Below are 14,757 nucleotides of genomic sequence, written 5' to 3' on the forward strand. Positions count from 1 at the left end.
ATACAAAGTGGAGATTCGTCATCTCCGCTTTGCATTCATCCTTATCATCCATCTACAAAAAAAGAATCCAAAATGGATTCTTTTATTTTCTGAAAAATATTTTTTGGCAATAAAAACAACTCATATAAACACCAAAGCTTTGTAAAATAAACAAAGCTGGCATAATAATATTATAATATACCATATCTACTCGGAAGAGCCTTAACGACACGTATCCGGTAATTAATAATACAAACAACATATATCCTTCATTTTGCTGTTTCTTAATTAGAAAATGTAATAAAGCTATGGCCATAAATAATGTCACCACTATATATATAAGCTTTTCACATTTAAAAATAATAGAATTTATTCCCTCGTCTGAAAGCTGGTTAATAACTGGTTTTAACAGTTTAAATCTTTCTACTTCCATTTCTTTTAACTCTTGATCAATGTGCTCTTTTACACTTTTATTTTTGAATGTTTTTTCTTCATTTTGACTTTTTCCAATTAAAACAGATTGAACATAAGTCTGATTAGAAATCGTATACTGTGACATTCCCATCATCTTGATACCATAGCTCACACCAAAATGAGTACTATAAAACAGAATAAGTATTCCCATCATTTTTAATAGTAATTTTTGTTTCGTTGCTGATTGAAATAATTCAATTAACAGCACATATACAACTATAAAAATAGGTAAAAATAACCCCATTGGGAAAATCATATTGCTAAGCGCAAATAAAATGGCTGAAATTACCCACATATAAGGATGGTCTAATCCCTTATATAAAAATATGTAACAAGCACAATAAAATAAAAATATTGCGAGTGATTCCGCCGTTAATACAGAACTCATAAATATATTTGGAATATATAAAGCGTAAAACATTGATGCAATACGACCACACTCTTCTCCAAAGACCATTGACGCAATGCGATAAATGAAAAATGCAGTTCCTGTACAAAATAAAATATTAAATAATTGTAAAGCGAATACCGTATCACCAAATATACGAATGATGATCGATTCATAAATAATAAAAGGTAACTGTGCTATATTTTCTATATTATTGCCAATTGCAATCTGCTTTGCAGACTCATACATAGCCTTCATATCACCTATCATTGGAACATCTACAAATAGAACTGTGATAAGTCTTACAACTATAGATATGCTCATAAGAAAAACAAGAAATTGTTTATCTGTAAAACGATATTGCAAAATTGATGCTACTAACAAAATAAGAATAACAAAAATCACTAATACAATTGTTATACTTGTTGTGCTTCCTCCAAAAAATTGCTTACTTGTTTCAAAAGCCGACCAACAACTATAGACAAAAAATGCGAGCATCGCACCAATCATTATTTTACTGAAGAAAGACGAAAAATTTGTTCTTATATGATTCATATGTCCATTGCACCTCTACTTCCATTCATAACAAAACGATTCTATCATGAATAAGCACAAGGTTAATAGGGAATTTCTATGACAAATACATAGTCATTACTTTTTCACTTGCAATGTAAGCGAATCCTCTTTTACACTACATTTTATATATGATAAATTTTCTTTCAGTTACATGAATACAAATACAGAAATTTCAATAAAGTGAAACTTTAATCCACGGGGGTTTTGTTCATCCCCCACTGACTATTAGCCCGCAAATAGTGGGATAATCCTCTTTTGGAACACTTTACTTCATTAAATATCTAATATGGGTACTCCACTTACACATGTCACTCTGATTGAAAACAGAAAATAGGGGATGAATATATGGAAAAGAAATTCATGCGAGAATCAAAAGCAATTAAAACAACACGTGTTTTTCCTAACGATTTAAATAATCACCAAACACTTTTCGGGGGGAAATTATTAGCAGAAATTGATAGTATAGCTTCAATTGCAGCTGCGAGACACAGCCGCAAACATTGCGTAACAGCATCTATCGATTCCGTTGATTTTTTAACTCCAATTCACCAAGCAGATTCTGTTTGTTATGAAGCATTCGTATGTTATACAGGAAAATCTTCAATGGAAGTTTTCGTAAAAGTAATTGCAGAGGATCTACTAGCAGGCGAGCGTAGAATGGCCGCAACGTGTTTCATTACATTTGTCGCATTAAAAGACGGAAAACCTTCATCTGTACCACAAGTAATTCCTGAAACAGAGGAAGAACATTGGCTACATACAACTGGTTCAGAGCGTGCCGAAAATAGAAAAAAAGGACGTTTAAAAAGTAAAGAAATGGCTGAAGTGTTAACTTTAAGTAAGCCTTGGAATATGTAACATTAGGATTTTATCTTATACATGCACAGGTTTTTTCTTCCTTGCATGTATTTTTTATTATAATAAAGTGTTACGCCTTAGCATTTTTATTCTATGCCTGTTCCCTAAAATCACCCATCAGCTTTTCCTTTATTTTGTTATACTATTAATGGTATATTAAATAATGTTCGTTTAAAAATAACCATAATATGATTAAGTATATAAGGGATGGTGCGGTAATGTCTATTGAGGTACCAATTTCAATACCAAAAACGTTAATTATTATTCCAGCGTATAACGAGGAAGAAGCAATTGCAGATACATTAACAAGATTATTAGAACTAAAACAGCATTTTACAGCATTAAGCATTTGCGTTATTAATGATGGATCAAAAGATAAAACAGCTCAAATCGTAAAAGATTTCCCTGTTCATCTTGTTAATTTACCATATAATCTAGGTATCGGTTCAGCTGTACAAACTGGATATAAATACGCTTATGAGAACGGATATGATATTGCGATTCAGTTCGATGCTGATGGACAACATAATCCTGATGATTTATACAAAATCATACAGCCTATTGCCGAGGATCAATGCGATATGGTGCTTGGTTCACGTTTTACAGAAAAAACAGCATATAAAGGTAGTATTTCCCGAAGAATCGGTATTTTTTATTTTACCGCTCTATTGAAAGTACTAACAAAACAAACATTTATGGATCCAACTTCTGGGTATCGTGCTATCAATCGAGAAGTAATTAAGATTTTTGCACACAATTATCCAAAAGATTATCCGGAGCCAGAAGTCCTTATTCATTTAAAAAAGAAAAAACTCCGCATTAATGAAATATCTGTAAATATGCAAGAGCGACAAGGTGGACAATCTTCCATCACTCCCCTTAAATCTGCATATTACATGGTGAAGGTAAGTCTTGCTATATTGATGCAAAAAATCGTGAAAGGTTGATAATAAATGCATATAATTACCTTTTCATTTATCTTTATTTTATTACTATTCTTCTTAATTATTAATTCCATTCGTCGTGGGACTTTAGAAACAAAATATGCTATTTTATGGATTTTTGTTTGTGTTGCAATGGCTATTTTAAGTTCTACGGATAAAATTATAAATTGGATTGGAAAACTATTAAAAGTAGAATATCCTCCGTCCATTTTATTCTTATTCGGACTATTATTCTGTTTTATCTTAATTTTTGACCTGACGAGAAAAATCTCCAAATTACACCATCAACTTGTAACATTAACGCAAGATTATGCATTATTAAAACAAAAATTAAAGATAACAGATAAAGAATAACTTCCTAACTAAATACTAATATATAAAAGCTCCTGAATTTTGCTTGAAAAATTCAGGAGCTTTTATCATTTCAGATTATTTCTTTCTAATTATAAGAGATACCACAATAGAAAGTTGATTTACAAAGTTTATATGCGTTAAACTTATACAGATGTTCTTGTAGTCTTCTTCCTTTCAAAAGGCTTGTATATATGGTACAAAACATAAAAAATTTGAGGAGATAAAAACTCTATGATGGAACAAAAACAACTCGTTTCCGTTGTCATACCTCTGTATAATACGGAAAAATATATTGAAGAAACGATGCAATCAATACTAGATCAAACATATAAAAACATTGAAATTGTAATTGTAGATGATGGAAGCAAAGATCAATCACCTTCTATCGTAAAAAATCTTGTACAAAAGTACCCAGGACAAATAAAATACGTCCCTCAAGAAAATCAAGGTGTTTCTGTTGCTCGTAATACAGGAATTGAAAATGCTAGCGGAGAATATGTTGCTTTTCTTGATAGTGATGATTTATGGAATCCAACAAAAATCGAAAAACAAGTTGAAAGCATGCATAAAAACAACATGAACGCTTGTTATTGTGGCTATATGAACTTTTACGAAGAGACTGGTGAAAAAATTGAGCACACGACAAACTTTATTAAAGGTGATATGACAAAAGCTTTCTTAACGCATCAAGTTGTTGCTCAGACGAGCACTTGGATTTTCAAAAGATCTATCGTGATGGATCATAATATTCGTTTCACACCAGGATGTAGCTGGGGAGAAGACTTAGAATTTCTATTTAAATTAATGAGCGTTACAAATGTATGCTATGTAGATGAATATTTAACATATTATCGAATCTTATCAGAAGGAAATCTTTCTTCAAAGTATAAAGATTATGAATTAAAAACAGCAAAAGAATTAGAAGTGTTTAATCGAATGAAAGATTGGGTTCATAATAAATCAAAAGACTTAATCGTGAATGATTCTACAGAACTTATTGAAATCCTTGAAACTTATCTATTCCCATATACAGTCATTAACAATGCTTGTATATACATTAAAGGAAGCTCTAAGTTAGATAAATCACAAGTTCAATTAATCAAGGGCGATATAAATAAATATTGTCGCAAAATTTATTCAAAAAATGGAAAACGAAGCAAAAAGCTATACGCGATGCTTTGGTTTGTACGAATAAAGTTTATATTTTCTTAAATAAAGAATACGCTTTTAAACATACTTTCCATAAACAAATCAAATTTACAAATAGGACGAAGTGCGTCCTGAAAAATAGAAAGGTCTTGTTCCATGAAAACAAATAAAATCCTTAAAAACGCCTCCTACCTATTTGTAGGAAATATTACTGTTCGATTTGTACTTGCTATTGCGACGATTTTCTTTGCAAGATATGTTTCACCAAAGGATTATGGGATGTTTACAACTGCATTAGCAGTTTCCGCTGTTATTTGTTATTTTACAGATGCAGGTTTGACACATACGTTTATGCGTGAAGGAACGAGAAGCAACGCTAACATTAGCGTACTAATTAGTAGTTATTTACGTATTCGTTTAGTATTAGCTATCGTAATTTCTGTGCTCTTCGCTATTTTCGCTCAGTTCTTCTATCCCGATGCTTACTTACGTGCGATGGTATATTGGGTTGTACTGCCGACAATGTTTGGAGCCACTTTACAAGGTGTTGGGATGGCTTACTTCCAAGTAACAGAACGCATGCAATTTACAGCGATTATTTCTGTAATACAAGGTGTAACAGCCGCAGCTGCTCTTCTACTAGGAATGTCCTTTAAATGGTCACTTATGATGGTTGCTGCCATGTACGGGATATCTAGTCTTGTAACAGGACTTATCGCCTTTATAATGGTAATTCGCCATACAACAGTTCATAAGGGCTGGGATAAAGGCATTTTAGATCAATTGCTCATTTTCACAATCAATGGCATTATCATTATGCTCTTACCACAGTTAGGGCCTATTATATTAGAAAAAGTCTCAACATATGAGCAAGTTGGATTCTTTGGCGCTGCATCGAAAATACCTGCTGTACTTTATCAAATACCGGGCGTAATTGCAGCAGCCTTTTATCCAAAGTTATTTGCTTTTGGAAATGAAAAGAATATTGATGAACATAGAAAACTATCTCAGTTCGAATTAAAACTTATGTCTTTCTTAGGAATGGGAATTTCCATCCCATTTATCGCCGATCCAAGTTTTTGGATTGTTACTTTATTAGGTGAACAATATGCACCAGCCGGTGATGCTCTTGCAATTTTAGCCTTTATGGTTATTTTACAATCTATCAACTATCCACTTGCTGATAATTTAACAACTATTGGTCAACAGTGGAAGCGTGCGACAACGATGGGAATTGGATTAGCTGTCGCTATCGTAAGTTACATCGTATTAGGCAGCCAATTTGGAATGATGGGAGCTGCGGTCGCTGCTATCATTACTGAGGTTACTTTATTAATCGGATTTACTTTATTCGTTCGTAAAGGATTTACATTACTATTCAAAGGGATTGTATTTAATACACTAGCATTTATAATCAGTTACGCCCTATACCGCACAGTATTAATTAACTTACCACCACTGGTAGCTCTAACACTTACTGGTATATTGTACGGTATTATTGGCCTTGCAATTGATCCACAAATACGCGGGTTGATTTTAGGATTTGTAAATAAAAAATTAGTTCGTAAAAACGCTTAAAAGCCAAAAGCTTTTCCTATTAAGAATGGAAAAGCTTTTGGCTTTTTATATACCATCATTTACAGAACATAAATTCGGAAGACTGCACTTCATTATTCTCGAATTTTCAGTGGTTAAAAATGCTATATATTCCATGTCAAATTGACTTACTTTCTGAGAATGCTTTATACTAAATTACAAGTAAACTATGAAACTCAATGCTTGTAAAATATATATGATACAACAAAAATATATATTTTTTATGCTAAAACTAAAAAACACACCTTCATAATTGGTGTGTTTTTATATGTAACAACTTTCGAAGGAGGATTATAAATTTTTATGAGCATAAAGCCGAACAATAAGATTTTCTCAAAGAAAGCTATAATGATTATTCCGATATTATTATTGTGTGCTTTTGCTTTTCATTATTTCTTTTTAACATCTAATCAAATCTTTTCTGGTACAGGTGATGCATTAAGCCAATTTGGTTTCTTTACATTTCTCCTGCAACATGCCTTTAAAGATGGTAATCTTTTTTGGTCTTTTGATTATGGATTAGGTGGAGATTTATTTGGAGAGTTTAGTTATTATTACAGTACAGCGCCGTTCTTCTGGATTACGCTGTTACTTCCTAAATTAAATATTGAACAAATCTATGATATGAAATTATACATGAGTATTTTAAAAAACTTTTTAGCTATGTTATTCATGTATGGTTCTTTACGTTATCATAATAAAACAATCTTCTCATCTTTTATTGCTGCTATTATGTATGGTGGATGTATTACTTTTATGCGCCATTCATTACTTTGGGATTTCATGGCTGATGCCATCGTATTTTTACCATTAGTAATATGGGGACTTGATAAATATATTATAGAAAAGAAACGTGGACTTTTCTTAGTAGCTGCTACTTTAATGTTAGCATCGAACTTTTATTTTGCTTTTATCACAAGTATTTTCATTTTCATTTACGCATTTTTCCAATACTTTGCCACACAGCAAAATAAAACAATCGTCTCTTTTCTAACCTATTATATTAAAATTGGATTATTATACGGTCTATCACTTGGCTTGGCTGCAGTTTGCTTTATTCCATCAGTCAATGCGGTATTTAGTGCGGATCGGTTAACGAAGAAATTTGATATACCTTTATTCTTTGAAGATACATTTTATAAAGATCTAATGGAAACTATCTTCTTCGTATATGATGCTGAAAATCATCAATTAGCTTTACCAGCTTTAATTTTATTCCTAATCATATTTGGAATGTTTATACGTGATAAACTTGTTAAAAATAAAGTATTCTTTACATTTTTCATGTTCATTCTGTTTATGCTTCCGTATACATACTCTGTATTTAATGGTTTCTCAGCAATGCAATATAGATGGCTTTATTTATTTGTATTTGTAATTGCTCAAACTATAGCATACATCTTAGATTGGATGATTGTTCATAAGAAAGAACATAAATTACCTTATATAATGAGTTCATTAGTATCAATAGGATTATTCATTTATGCATTTTATAGAAAAGTAAATATAAATGTAAGTGATAAACCTTTACAGGTAGTTGACAATATTTTAATCGGAACTATCGTTCTTTCTCTCATTACAGTATGTTTATGGCGTTATCTTTCTAAACCTTTCATACAATTTTTAGTTGTAGTGAACGTACTCGTTAGTACAATTTCCATGAATTACATGTATGCTAATAATATACTTAGTACCGCTTTCGGACAAAGCAATGCTACAAAAGAAGCTTTACATGTATCTGGCTATGATAACAAAGATGAGATTGCTGCCATTCGTTATATACAAGAATATGATAAGGACTTTTATCGTATTCTTAACCCAGGTAGCGCCCATAACACACCAATGTTACAAGGTTATCATGGTACAAGTACGTACCAAAGCTTGATTAATTATTATGTTCATGACTTTATGAAAAATAAATACAACGTATTCCAAGGGTTCGACACTCCTTCGATGTTCTTCCAAGTTGATAGTCGACTACTACTTGAAAATATGTTAGGTGTAAAATATCGTGTACTAAGCGCTGATACAGATCAAAAAAATATCCCATATGGATATAAACTATTAAAACAAGTAGGACCATATAATATTTACAAAAATGACTATGCTTTACCGTTAGGGTATGTATATGATTCTAGTATAAGTGAAGAAGAATTTTCTAAATTAAACTTCGCTCAGCGTGACCAATTATTATTACATGCTGTAGTCGTTAATAATGGAAAAGACTTTTCATTAACTCATTTTGATAAAAAGAACCTTAATTCAAAAGCGGTATCTATCAATATGGAAAAAGTACAACTAGAAAGTATGGAAAAAGAGAATAATAAACTCATTGTCCACGGCAATGGAAATATGATTGTACCTATAAATTATCCTAATACTCCTGGAGATTTAATTGTAGAATTAAAGATAAAAAATAAAGGTTCATTCCATGCAGTAGTTAACGGGAAAGATATGGGGAAAGGTGAAGACACTGGTGCATACTCATATCCTTTAGAAAGATTTGTTTATAATTTAGGTAAAGACGATCGCCCAGACCAACTAACTATTTCTATTGATGCGCCAGGTGAATACGAACTTGAAGACTTACAAGCAAATATCGTAAATTACGAAGGTGTACAAAAAGAAACAAAAAAACTAACTGAAAATAGACTTCAAAATATTTATTATAAAAACAACTATTTAAAAGGTGAAATCAACTCAAAAAAAGATGGATTACTATATTTATCTGTTCCATATAGTAAAGGTTGGACTATAAAAGTTGATGGAAAAGAAACAGAATTCACGAAAGCAAATTCTGCCTTTATTGGCGTACCAATTACAAAAGGAGCACATGTAATCGAAATGACTTATGTTACACCTTACTTTAAATTAGGTATGATTATATCAATTATTTCACTAATTATTTGTGTAGCCTTACTAGTTTTTACAAATCAAAAAGGACGCCGAAAATTGCCTTTTAAAAAGCAGCAATGAGCACTCAATAAATCATGAAGCTATCCAAAGCGGATAGCTTCATAAAAAATATTAAATAACGTTTTAACCATTATAAACAAGGAGGGTCAAAAATGACTCTTTCAATAGTCGTACCATGCTACAATGAAGAAAAGATGCTTCGAGCCTTTTATTCAGAGACTTCTCTAGAAATTCATAAATTAACTACCGATTATGAATTTGTTTTTGTAAATGATGGTAGTAAAGATGATACATTAAATATTCTACGTGATTTGGCAAATTCAGATGCAGCTGTTCATTATATATCATTTAGTCGGAATTTCGGCAAAGAAGCCGCTATGTTAGCTGGTTTAAAATACGCTACAGGTGATGCAGTTGTTATTATGGACGCCGATTTGCAACATCCTCCTACACTAATAAAAGAAATGTTAGAAGGATATAACGAAGGTTACGACCAAGTTATTGCAAAAAGAACAAGAACAGGTGATTCACCCGTTCGCTCTTTCGTTTCTCGTCTATACTATAAAGTGATGAATAAGTTTGTAGATATTGAACTAGTAGACGGCATTGGAGATTTTAGACTTTTAAGTAGAAGAGCTGTTGATTCTCTATTATCTTTAAGCGAATACAATCGCTTCTCAAAAGGTTTATTCTCCTGGATTGGATTTAATGAACTAATTATTGGATATGAAAATGTATTACGTTCTGATGGAGAAAGTAAGTGGACTTTTTCTAAATTGTTAAATTACGGAATAGATGGTGTTATCTCATTCAATAATAAACCATTAAGACTATCTATATATCTTGGATTATTAACAACTATTTTAGGGATTTTATACGTAATTACTACATTTATTCAAATTATTGTTGGTGGTGTTGAAGTCCCAGGATACTTCACTTTAATTTCCGCTATATTATTTATTGGTGGTATTCAACTCATTTTCCTAGGTGTTATGGGTGAATACATCGGTCGCATTTATTATGAAACAAAACGTAGACCACATTTTATTGTAGCTGAAAAGAAAGTTAGTGAAGTCAAACAAAAAGCATAATAAAAAAGTTACTTCTACCTACAGAAGTAACTTTTTTTATACTAATATTTACATACCTTTTTTTGCATAGATATAATCGTTTCTTTTAGCCCGCTATAATAAGAAGTTTTAGGTATCTCACCAATATACCTCTCATATTTCTCTCCGCTTAATACAACAGGATTTTCTGTCAAATATAGCATTTCCACAAATTCTTTCATCTGCTTATCAAATAGTCCGATTAAATTTATCATACCTTTTTTTACTGTCATTACTGGTTTTGTATATCCCGTTAATTCTTGTATATGTTGAATCATCTCTTCACCTGTAATGACACCACAACCCGGTATGTTCCAATTTTGTCCATAGGCCTCATCACGTAAAGCTAATTCAACCATTGCTTTTGCACCGTCTGGTGTGAAAATATATTCACGAGCAATCTTTTTATCTCCAACAAAGCTTGATAACTTATTTGCAAGTACCCCATTTAAAGTATGATGAACAAGTGTACTTTCTGCATTTGGACCATAAAAATCAGGAAAATGTGCAATAAACATTTGTACACGAGCCTGTTTTGCCATCATTTCTAGCTGTAACCGAATTTTCCCTTTCTTCGTATGTGGTGCCTTTTTAACTTCCTCCACTACAAGTTCTTCCCCTTGCCTCCCATACGCATAAATATTATCAACTATCCCTAACTTACTGTCGTAATACATTGCTACTTCTAATATATTTTTTAATAATTTTGGTTGCTTCTTCTCCCAATCTGAATATGGAATGTTTACAGCATGAAATATAATATCAACGCCTTTCGCGGCTTCCATTATATCCTCCTGTATAAATACATCTCCCGCTACAACTTTCACATTTTCTTCTCCAGAAAATAATATCTCTAATTTCTCTTTATTCCTCGCAAAGGCCACTACATGAATTCCTCTGCTACATAATTCTTTTACAATTGCATACCCCATTGATCCAGATGCTCCTAACACTAAAGCTTTTTTCATTATATATCCCCCCTAAATTAATTAACCGCTGTTCAATTAATATTAAAAAGAAAATCACTTACATAAGAAGTGATTTTGAAATAAACTCCACGTGTACTTTAGCTAATCCTTTTACTTCTTCAAATGTTTGATCATTCCCACAATAGTGTGCCACAAACCCATGTAATGATAGAAAAACAGACCATATTGTCATTACATTTACCTTCTCATTACACAAAGAAGATACAACAGTAGCAAATTTTTCGTAACTAACATTTGGGCCATCTGCTAAACATTCTTTTAACTCATCATCTCTAATTAAAAACATGATTTCATAATGACTTTGATTTTGCAAACCAAATTCAATAAAACCAAATAAAACAGCTTTCAATTGTTCCTCTTGTGGTAAATTTTGATCATTAATCTCATCTAATTTTTGATTTAGCAATTGAAAATCTTGCTCTACCATCGCATAGAAAAGCTCTGCTTTATTTTTAAAATGATAATAGATGGCACCATGGCTATATCCTAGTTCTGTTGCAATTTTACGCATTGAAGTATGCTGATAACCTAATTTTATAAATAAGTCTCTTGCTACATTCATAATCATTTCTCTCGTTAATTCTTGTTTAACTGCCCTTCTTGGCGACATTTTTCATACCTCACAATTTAATTGACCACTGTTCAATTAAAATTATAACCTTTTCCCAAAAAAAATACAATTAGTTTCTTACAAAAAGATACATTTTGAAAGGATAGCATTATACTCAATAATTTAGTATCATGATTCAAGGTACTATTTCAAGTTGGACGGAGGATACTATGAGCTTATTAACAGTAGAAAAACTAGGCCATACATTTGGCGATCGCACATTATTTAAAGATGTATCCATGCGTTTACTAGCAGGAGAACATGTCGGATTAGTCGGTGCAAACGGTGTTGGTAAATCAACATTTATGAATATTATTACTGGTCAACTTATCCATGATGAAGGCCGTGTAGAATGGACACCTGGTACAAATTACAGTTACTTAGACCAGCATACAATTTTAACACCTGGTCGCACAATTCGTGATGTATTAGCTGACGCGTTTTTACCTTTATTTGAAAAAGAAAAAGCTTTAAATGAAGTTGCAGAAAAAATGGGAACGGCAACACCGGAAGAATTAGAGGACCTTCTTGAGCAGATGGCAGAAATCCAAGATGCTCTCGAAGCAGGTGGTTTCTATTTACTAGATATGAAAATCGAAGAGGCAGCAAGAGGTCTTGGAATTGATGCAATCGGTTTAGATCGTGATGTTTCAGCACTAAGTGGTGGACAACGTACAAAAGTATTACTTGCAAAGCTATTACTTGAGCAACCAGAAGTGTTATTACTCGATGAGCCTACTAACTATTTAGACGTTGAACATATTCATTGGTTAACTAATTATTTAAAAGAATATCCACATGCATTCTTATTAATTTCTCATGATACGGAATTTATGAACAAATGCGTTGATGTTATTTTCCATCTAGAATTTACAAAAATGACGCGCTATACAGCGACATACGAAAAATTCCTAGAGTTAGCCGAAATTAATAAAAATCAACATATAAATGCTTATGAAAAACAGAAAGAGTTTATTAAAAAGCAGGAAGACTTTATTGCAAAGAACAAAGCTCGTTATTCAACGACAGGTCGTGCAAAAAGTCGTCAAAAACAACTTGATCGCATGGAGCGTATTGATCGTCCTGAAACAGCAATTAAGCCAGAGTTCTCATTTAAAGAGTGTCGTGCAAGTAGCCGTTTCGTCTTTGAAGGTGAAGATGTAGAAATCGGATATACACATCCGTTATTACCAAAACTAACAATGACAATTGAACGCGGTGAAAAAATTGCCATCGTTGGTTGTAATGGTGTTGGTAAATCAACATTACTAAAAACGATTTTAGGAAAAATTAAACCTTTAAGCGGTAAAACAAGTCTTGGTGACTTCTTAGAGCCTGCATACTTCGAGCAAGAAGTAAAAGCGGATAATATAACACCAATTGATGATGTTTGGAACACATTCCCTAGCATGGACCAACATCAAGTTCGTGCAATGTTAGCGAAATGCGGATTAAAAAATGAGCATATCTCTCGCCCGCTAAATCAATTAAGTGGTGGCGAACAAGCAAAAGTTCGTTTATGTAAGTTAATGGGTGAAGAAAGTAACTGGATCCTATTTGATGAGCCAACAAACCATCTTGATGTTACAGCAAAGGAAGAACTTCAAAAAGCTCTGAAGGCATATAAAGGGACAATCCTTCTTGTATGTCACGAACCAGAATTTTATGAAGGCTGGATTACAAAAACTTGGAATGTTGAAGAATGGTCACAAAATAATTCTTAATTATAATAGAAAATCCTTGCGTTCTATATGCAAGGATTTTTTATATTATAGTATGCCGTAAGCCTCAATCGAAACTCATTTAAACTAGGATATACCGCTAAATTAGCAAGCATACCTCTAATGACTGGAATTCTTGGATTTTGCAATCTCATTTCTGCTTCTAAAACATCTAAAGTTACAAGTAACTCATCATTTTCTAATTGATCAGTTAATGTTCGTTTAAATACAATAATTTCACTTAGAAAATGTTCCTTCACCTGTTCCTTAATAAGCTCGGAACTACAAAGAAATTCTCCTAGTCTCTCTTCATGTAGGACAGGTTCCTCCGAAGATTCTAGAAGCCCCTCTACTAAATTGTCTATCCTTTTTAAAATAAAAGCTGAGACATAGGACAAATCAATTTCTGGTGCATTTAAAATAATTAATTCTAAATACCCACGGCATATCCCTTCCACCATAATTACTAGATCTAACAAGTATGGAATAACCTTTTCACCATAAATGGACAGTAAGCTATTCCGATAAAATGCATGAGACTCTAATTTCATCCTCATCATAAACTCTTCTACTTCTTTATTAAACGGAATTGCATTTTCTCTTGCATGCATAATAATAAATTCTTTATGTTTTTGCACATCAGTAAACTGACAATATAATTGTTTTTCAAATTTTTCACGTGGTAATAAAGATTCTTTTTCAATATCCAGCATTTTCTTCTGAATCTTGTCATAATAATATCGAAGTGTGGCCAATAATAACTCGTCTTTTGATTTGAAATATAAATAAAAAGCTCCTTTTGATATACCACATGCGGTTACGATTTCTTGTACTGACGTTGCATTTACACCCTTAGTTGCAAATAACCTCATAGCCATCTCTATAATTAAGCGCTCTTTTTCTTTCATATTCTCTCTCCTAAATTTAATCTCGCATCTTATGTAAATTCAAACTTGATTTTATTCCACATTAACTGAAAATAAAACTCCCCATCTAAAATTTAATGGAGTAAATGGTTTATATAGAAGCCTCTCCATCTATAAAATTCGGTTAGTAAAAGCCAATGATCAGAAAAAGAATAGGAAACCGACTAC

12 protein-coding genes are annotated in these 14,757 nt (G+C 32.2%); 8 read left to right on the forward strand and 4 right to left on the reverse strand.

What is annotated here, in order from left to right:
• Window positions 1-82: 82 nt before the first annotated feature.
• Window positions 83-1,396, reverse strand: a complete 1,314-nt coding sequence (locus tag MHH59_RS27055) for an ArnT family glycosyltransferase (RefSeq protein ID WP_340852846.1) — start codon at window positions 1,394-1,396, stop codon at window positions 83-85.
• Window positions 1,397-1,762: 366 nt separating this feature from the next.
• Here MHH59_RS27055 and MHH59_RS27060 point away from each other — a divergent pair, with 366 nt between their 5' ends.
• From MHH59_RS27060 to MHH59_RS27090, 7 genes are all read left to right on the forward strand, one after another.
• On the forward strand, window positions 1,763-2,275 hold the full coding sequence (locus tag MHH59_RS27060; RefSeq protein ID WP_000412118.1) for an acyl-CoA thioesterase: 513 nt from the start codon (window positions 1,763-1,765) through the stop codon (window positions 2,273-2,275).
• 218 nt (window positions 2,276-2,493) lie between these two features.
• Window positions 2,494-3,222 (forward strand): glycosyltransferase family 2 protein, encoded by a 729-nt coding sequence (locus tag MHH59_RS27065; protein ID WP_000021472.1) that lies wholly within the window; start codon window positions 2,494-2,496, stop codon window positions 3,220-3,222.
• A 6-nt stretch (window positions 3,223-3,228) separates the two neighbouring features.
• Window positions 3,229-3,573, forward strand: coding sequence for a DUF2304 domain-containing protein (locus MHH59_RS27070; RefSeq protein ID WP_002016417.1), 345 nt, complete (start codon window positions 3,229-3,231; stop codon window positions 3,571-3,573).
• Between the two features lie 231 nt (window positions 3,574-3,804).
• Window positions 3,805-4,785 carry a glycosyltransferase family 2 protein gene (locus tag MHH59_RS27075; protein WP_002034967.1) on the forward strand — a complete coding sequence of 327 codons (981 nt, stop codon included), beginning with the start codon at window positions 3,805-3,807 and terminating at the stop codon, window positions 4,783-4,785.
• 93 nt (window positions 4,786-4,878) lie between these two features.
• Window positions 4,879-6,300 (forward strand): flippase, encoded by a 1,422-nt coding sequence (locus tag MHH59_RS27080; RefSeq protein ID WP_002034968.1) that lies wholly within the window; start codon window positions 4,879-4,881, stop codon window positions 6,298-6,300.
• A 321-nt stretch (window positions 6,301-6,621) separates the two neighbouring features.
• Window positions 6,622-9,294: a YfhO family protein gene (locus tag MHH59_RS27085; RefSeq protein WP_201057108.1), complete on the forward strand. Its 2,673-nt coding sequence runs from the start codon at window positions 6,622-6,624 to the stop codon at window positions 9,292-9,294.
• A 92-nt stretch (window positions 9,295-9,386) separates the two neighbouring features.
• Entirely contained in the window at window positions 9,387-10,325 is a 939-nt protein-coding gene (locus MHH59_RS27090; protein ID WP_002130144.1) for a glycosyltransferase family 2 protein, read from the forward strand.
• A 41-nt stretch (window positions 10,326-10,366) separates the two neighbouring features.
• On the opposite strand, the gene MHH59_RS27095 is transcribed toward MHH59_RS27090, so the two are convergent.
• Window positions 10,367-11,311, reverse strand: a complete 945-nt coding sequence (locus MHH59_RS27095) for an SDR family NAD(P)-dependent oxidoreductase (protein WP_002167296.1) — start codon at window positions 11,309-11,311, stop codon at window positions 10,367-10,369.
• A gap of 58 nt (window positions 11,312-11,369) precedes the next feature.
• A complete protein-coding gene (locus MHH59_RS27100; RefSeq protein WP_002130146.1) occupies window positions 11,370-11,942 on the reverse strand; it encodes a TetR/AcrR family transcriptional regulator in 573 nt (190 codons plus the stop codon).
• Window positions 11,943-12,112: 170 nt separating this feature from the next.
• Here MHH59_RS27100 and MHH59_RS27105 point away from each other — a divergent pair, with 170 nt between their 5' ends.
• Window positions 12,113-13,666: an ABC-F family ATP-binding cassette domain-containing protein gene (locus MHH59_RS27105; RefSeq protein WP_002130147.1), complete on the forward strand. Its 1,554-nt coding sequence runs from the start codon at window positions 12,113-12,115 to the stop codon at window positions 13,664-13,666.
• Window positions 13,667-13,689: 23 nt separating this feature from the next.
• Here the strand turns inward: MHH59_RS27105 and MHH59_RS27110 are convergent, their stop codons facing one another.
• Window positions 13,690-14,571 carry a TetR/AcrR family transcriptional regulator gene (locus tag MHH59_RS27110; RefSeq protein ID WP_050000796.1) on the reverse strand — a complete coding sequence of 294 codons (882 nt, stop codon included), beginning with the start codon at window positions 14,569-14,571 and terminating at the stop codon, window positions 13,690-13,692.
• Between the last annotated feature and the right edge of the window lie 186 nt (window positions 14,572-14,757).

Origin of the sequence: Bacillus sp. FSL E2-0195 (assembly GCF_038003645.1) — a bacterium.
GTDB classification, from domain to species: domain Bacteria; phylum Bacillota; class Bacilli; order Bacillales; family Bacillaceae_G; genus Bacillus_A; species Bacillus_A mycoides.

Bases quoted from the DNA above. Each gene is read 5' to 3' on its own strand.
- MHH59_RS27055 (WP_340852846.1), bottom strand. From the start codon at position 1,396: ATGAATCATATAAGAACAAATTTTTCGTCTTTCTTCAGTAAAATAATG.
- MHH59_RS27060 (WP_000412118.1), top strand. From the start codon at position 1,763: ATGGAAAAGAAATTCATGCGAGAATCAAAAGCAATTAAAACAACACGT.
- MHH59_RS27065 (WP_000021472.1), top strand. From the start codon at position 2,494: ATGTCTATTGAGGTACCAATTTCAATACCAAAAACGTTAATTATTATT.
- MHH59_RS27070 (WP_002016417.1), top strand. From the start codon at position 3,229: ATGCATATAATTACCTTTTCATTTATCTTTATTTTATTACTATTCTTC.
- MHH59_RS27075 (WP_002034967.1), top strand. From the start codon at position 3,805: ATGATGGAACAAAAACAACTCGTTTCCGTTGTCATACCTCTGTATAAT.
- MHH59_RS27080 (WP_002034968.1), top strand. From the start codon at position 4,879: ATGAAAACAAATAAAATCCTTAAAAACGCCTCCTACCTATTTGTAGGA.
- MHH59_RS27085 (WP_201057108.1), top strand. From the start codon at position 6,622: ATGAGCATAAAGCCGAACAATAAGATTTTCTCAAAGAAAGCTATAATG.
- MHH59_RS27090 (WP_002130144.1), top strand. From the start codon at position 9,387: ATGACTCTTTCAATAGTCGTACCATGCTACAATGAAGAAAAGATGCTT.
- MHH59_RS27095 (WP_002167296.1), bottom strand. From the start codon at position 11,311: ATGAAAAAAGCTTTAGTGTTAGGAGCATCTGGATCAATGGGGTATGCA.
- MHH59_RS27100 (WP_002130146.1), bottom strand. From the start codon at position 11,942: ATGTCGCCAAGAAGGGCAGTTAAACAAGAATTAACGAGAGAAATGATT.
- MHH59_RS27105 (WP_002130147.1), top strand. From the start codon at position 12,113: ATGAGCTTATTAACAGTAGAAAAACTAGGCCATACATTTGGCGATCGC.
- MHH59_RS27110 (WP_050000796.1), bottom strand. From the start codon at position 14,571: ATGAAAGAAAAAGAGCGCTTAATTATAGAGATGGCTATGAGGTTATTT.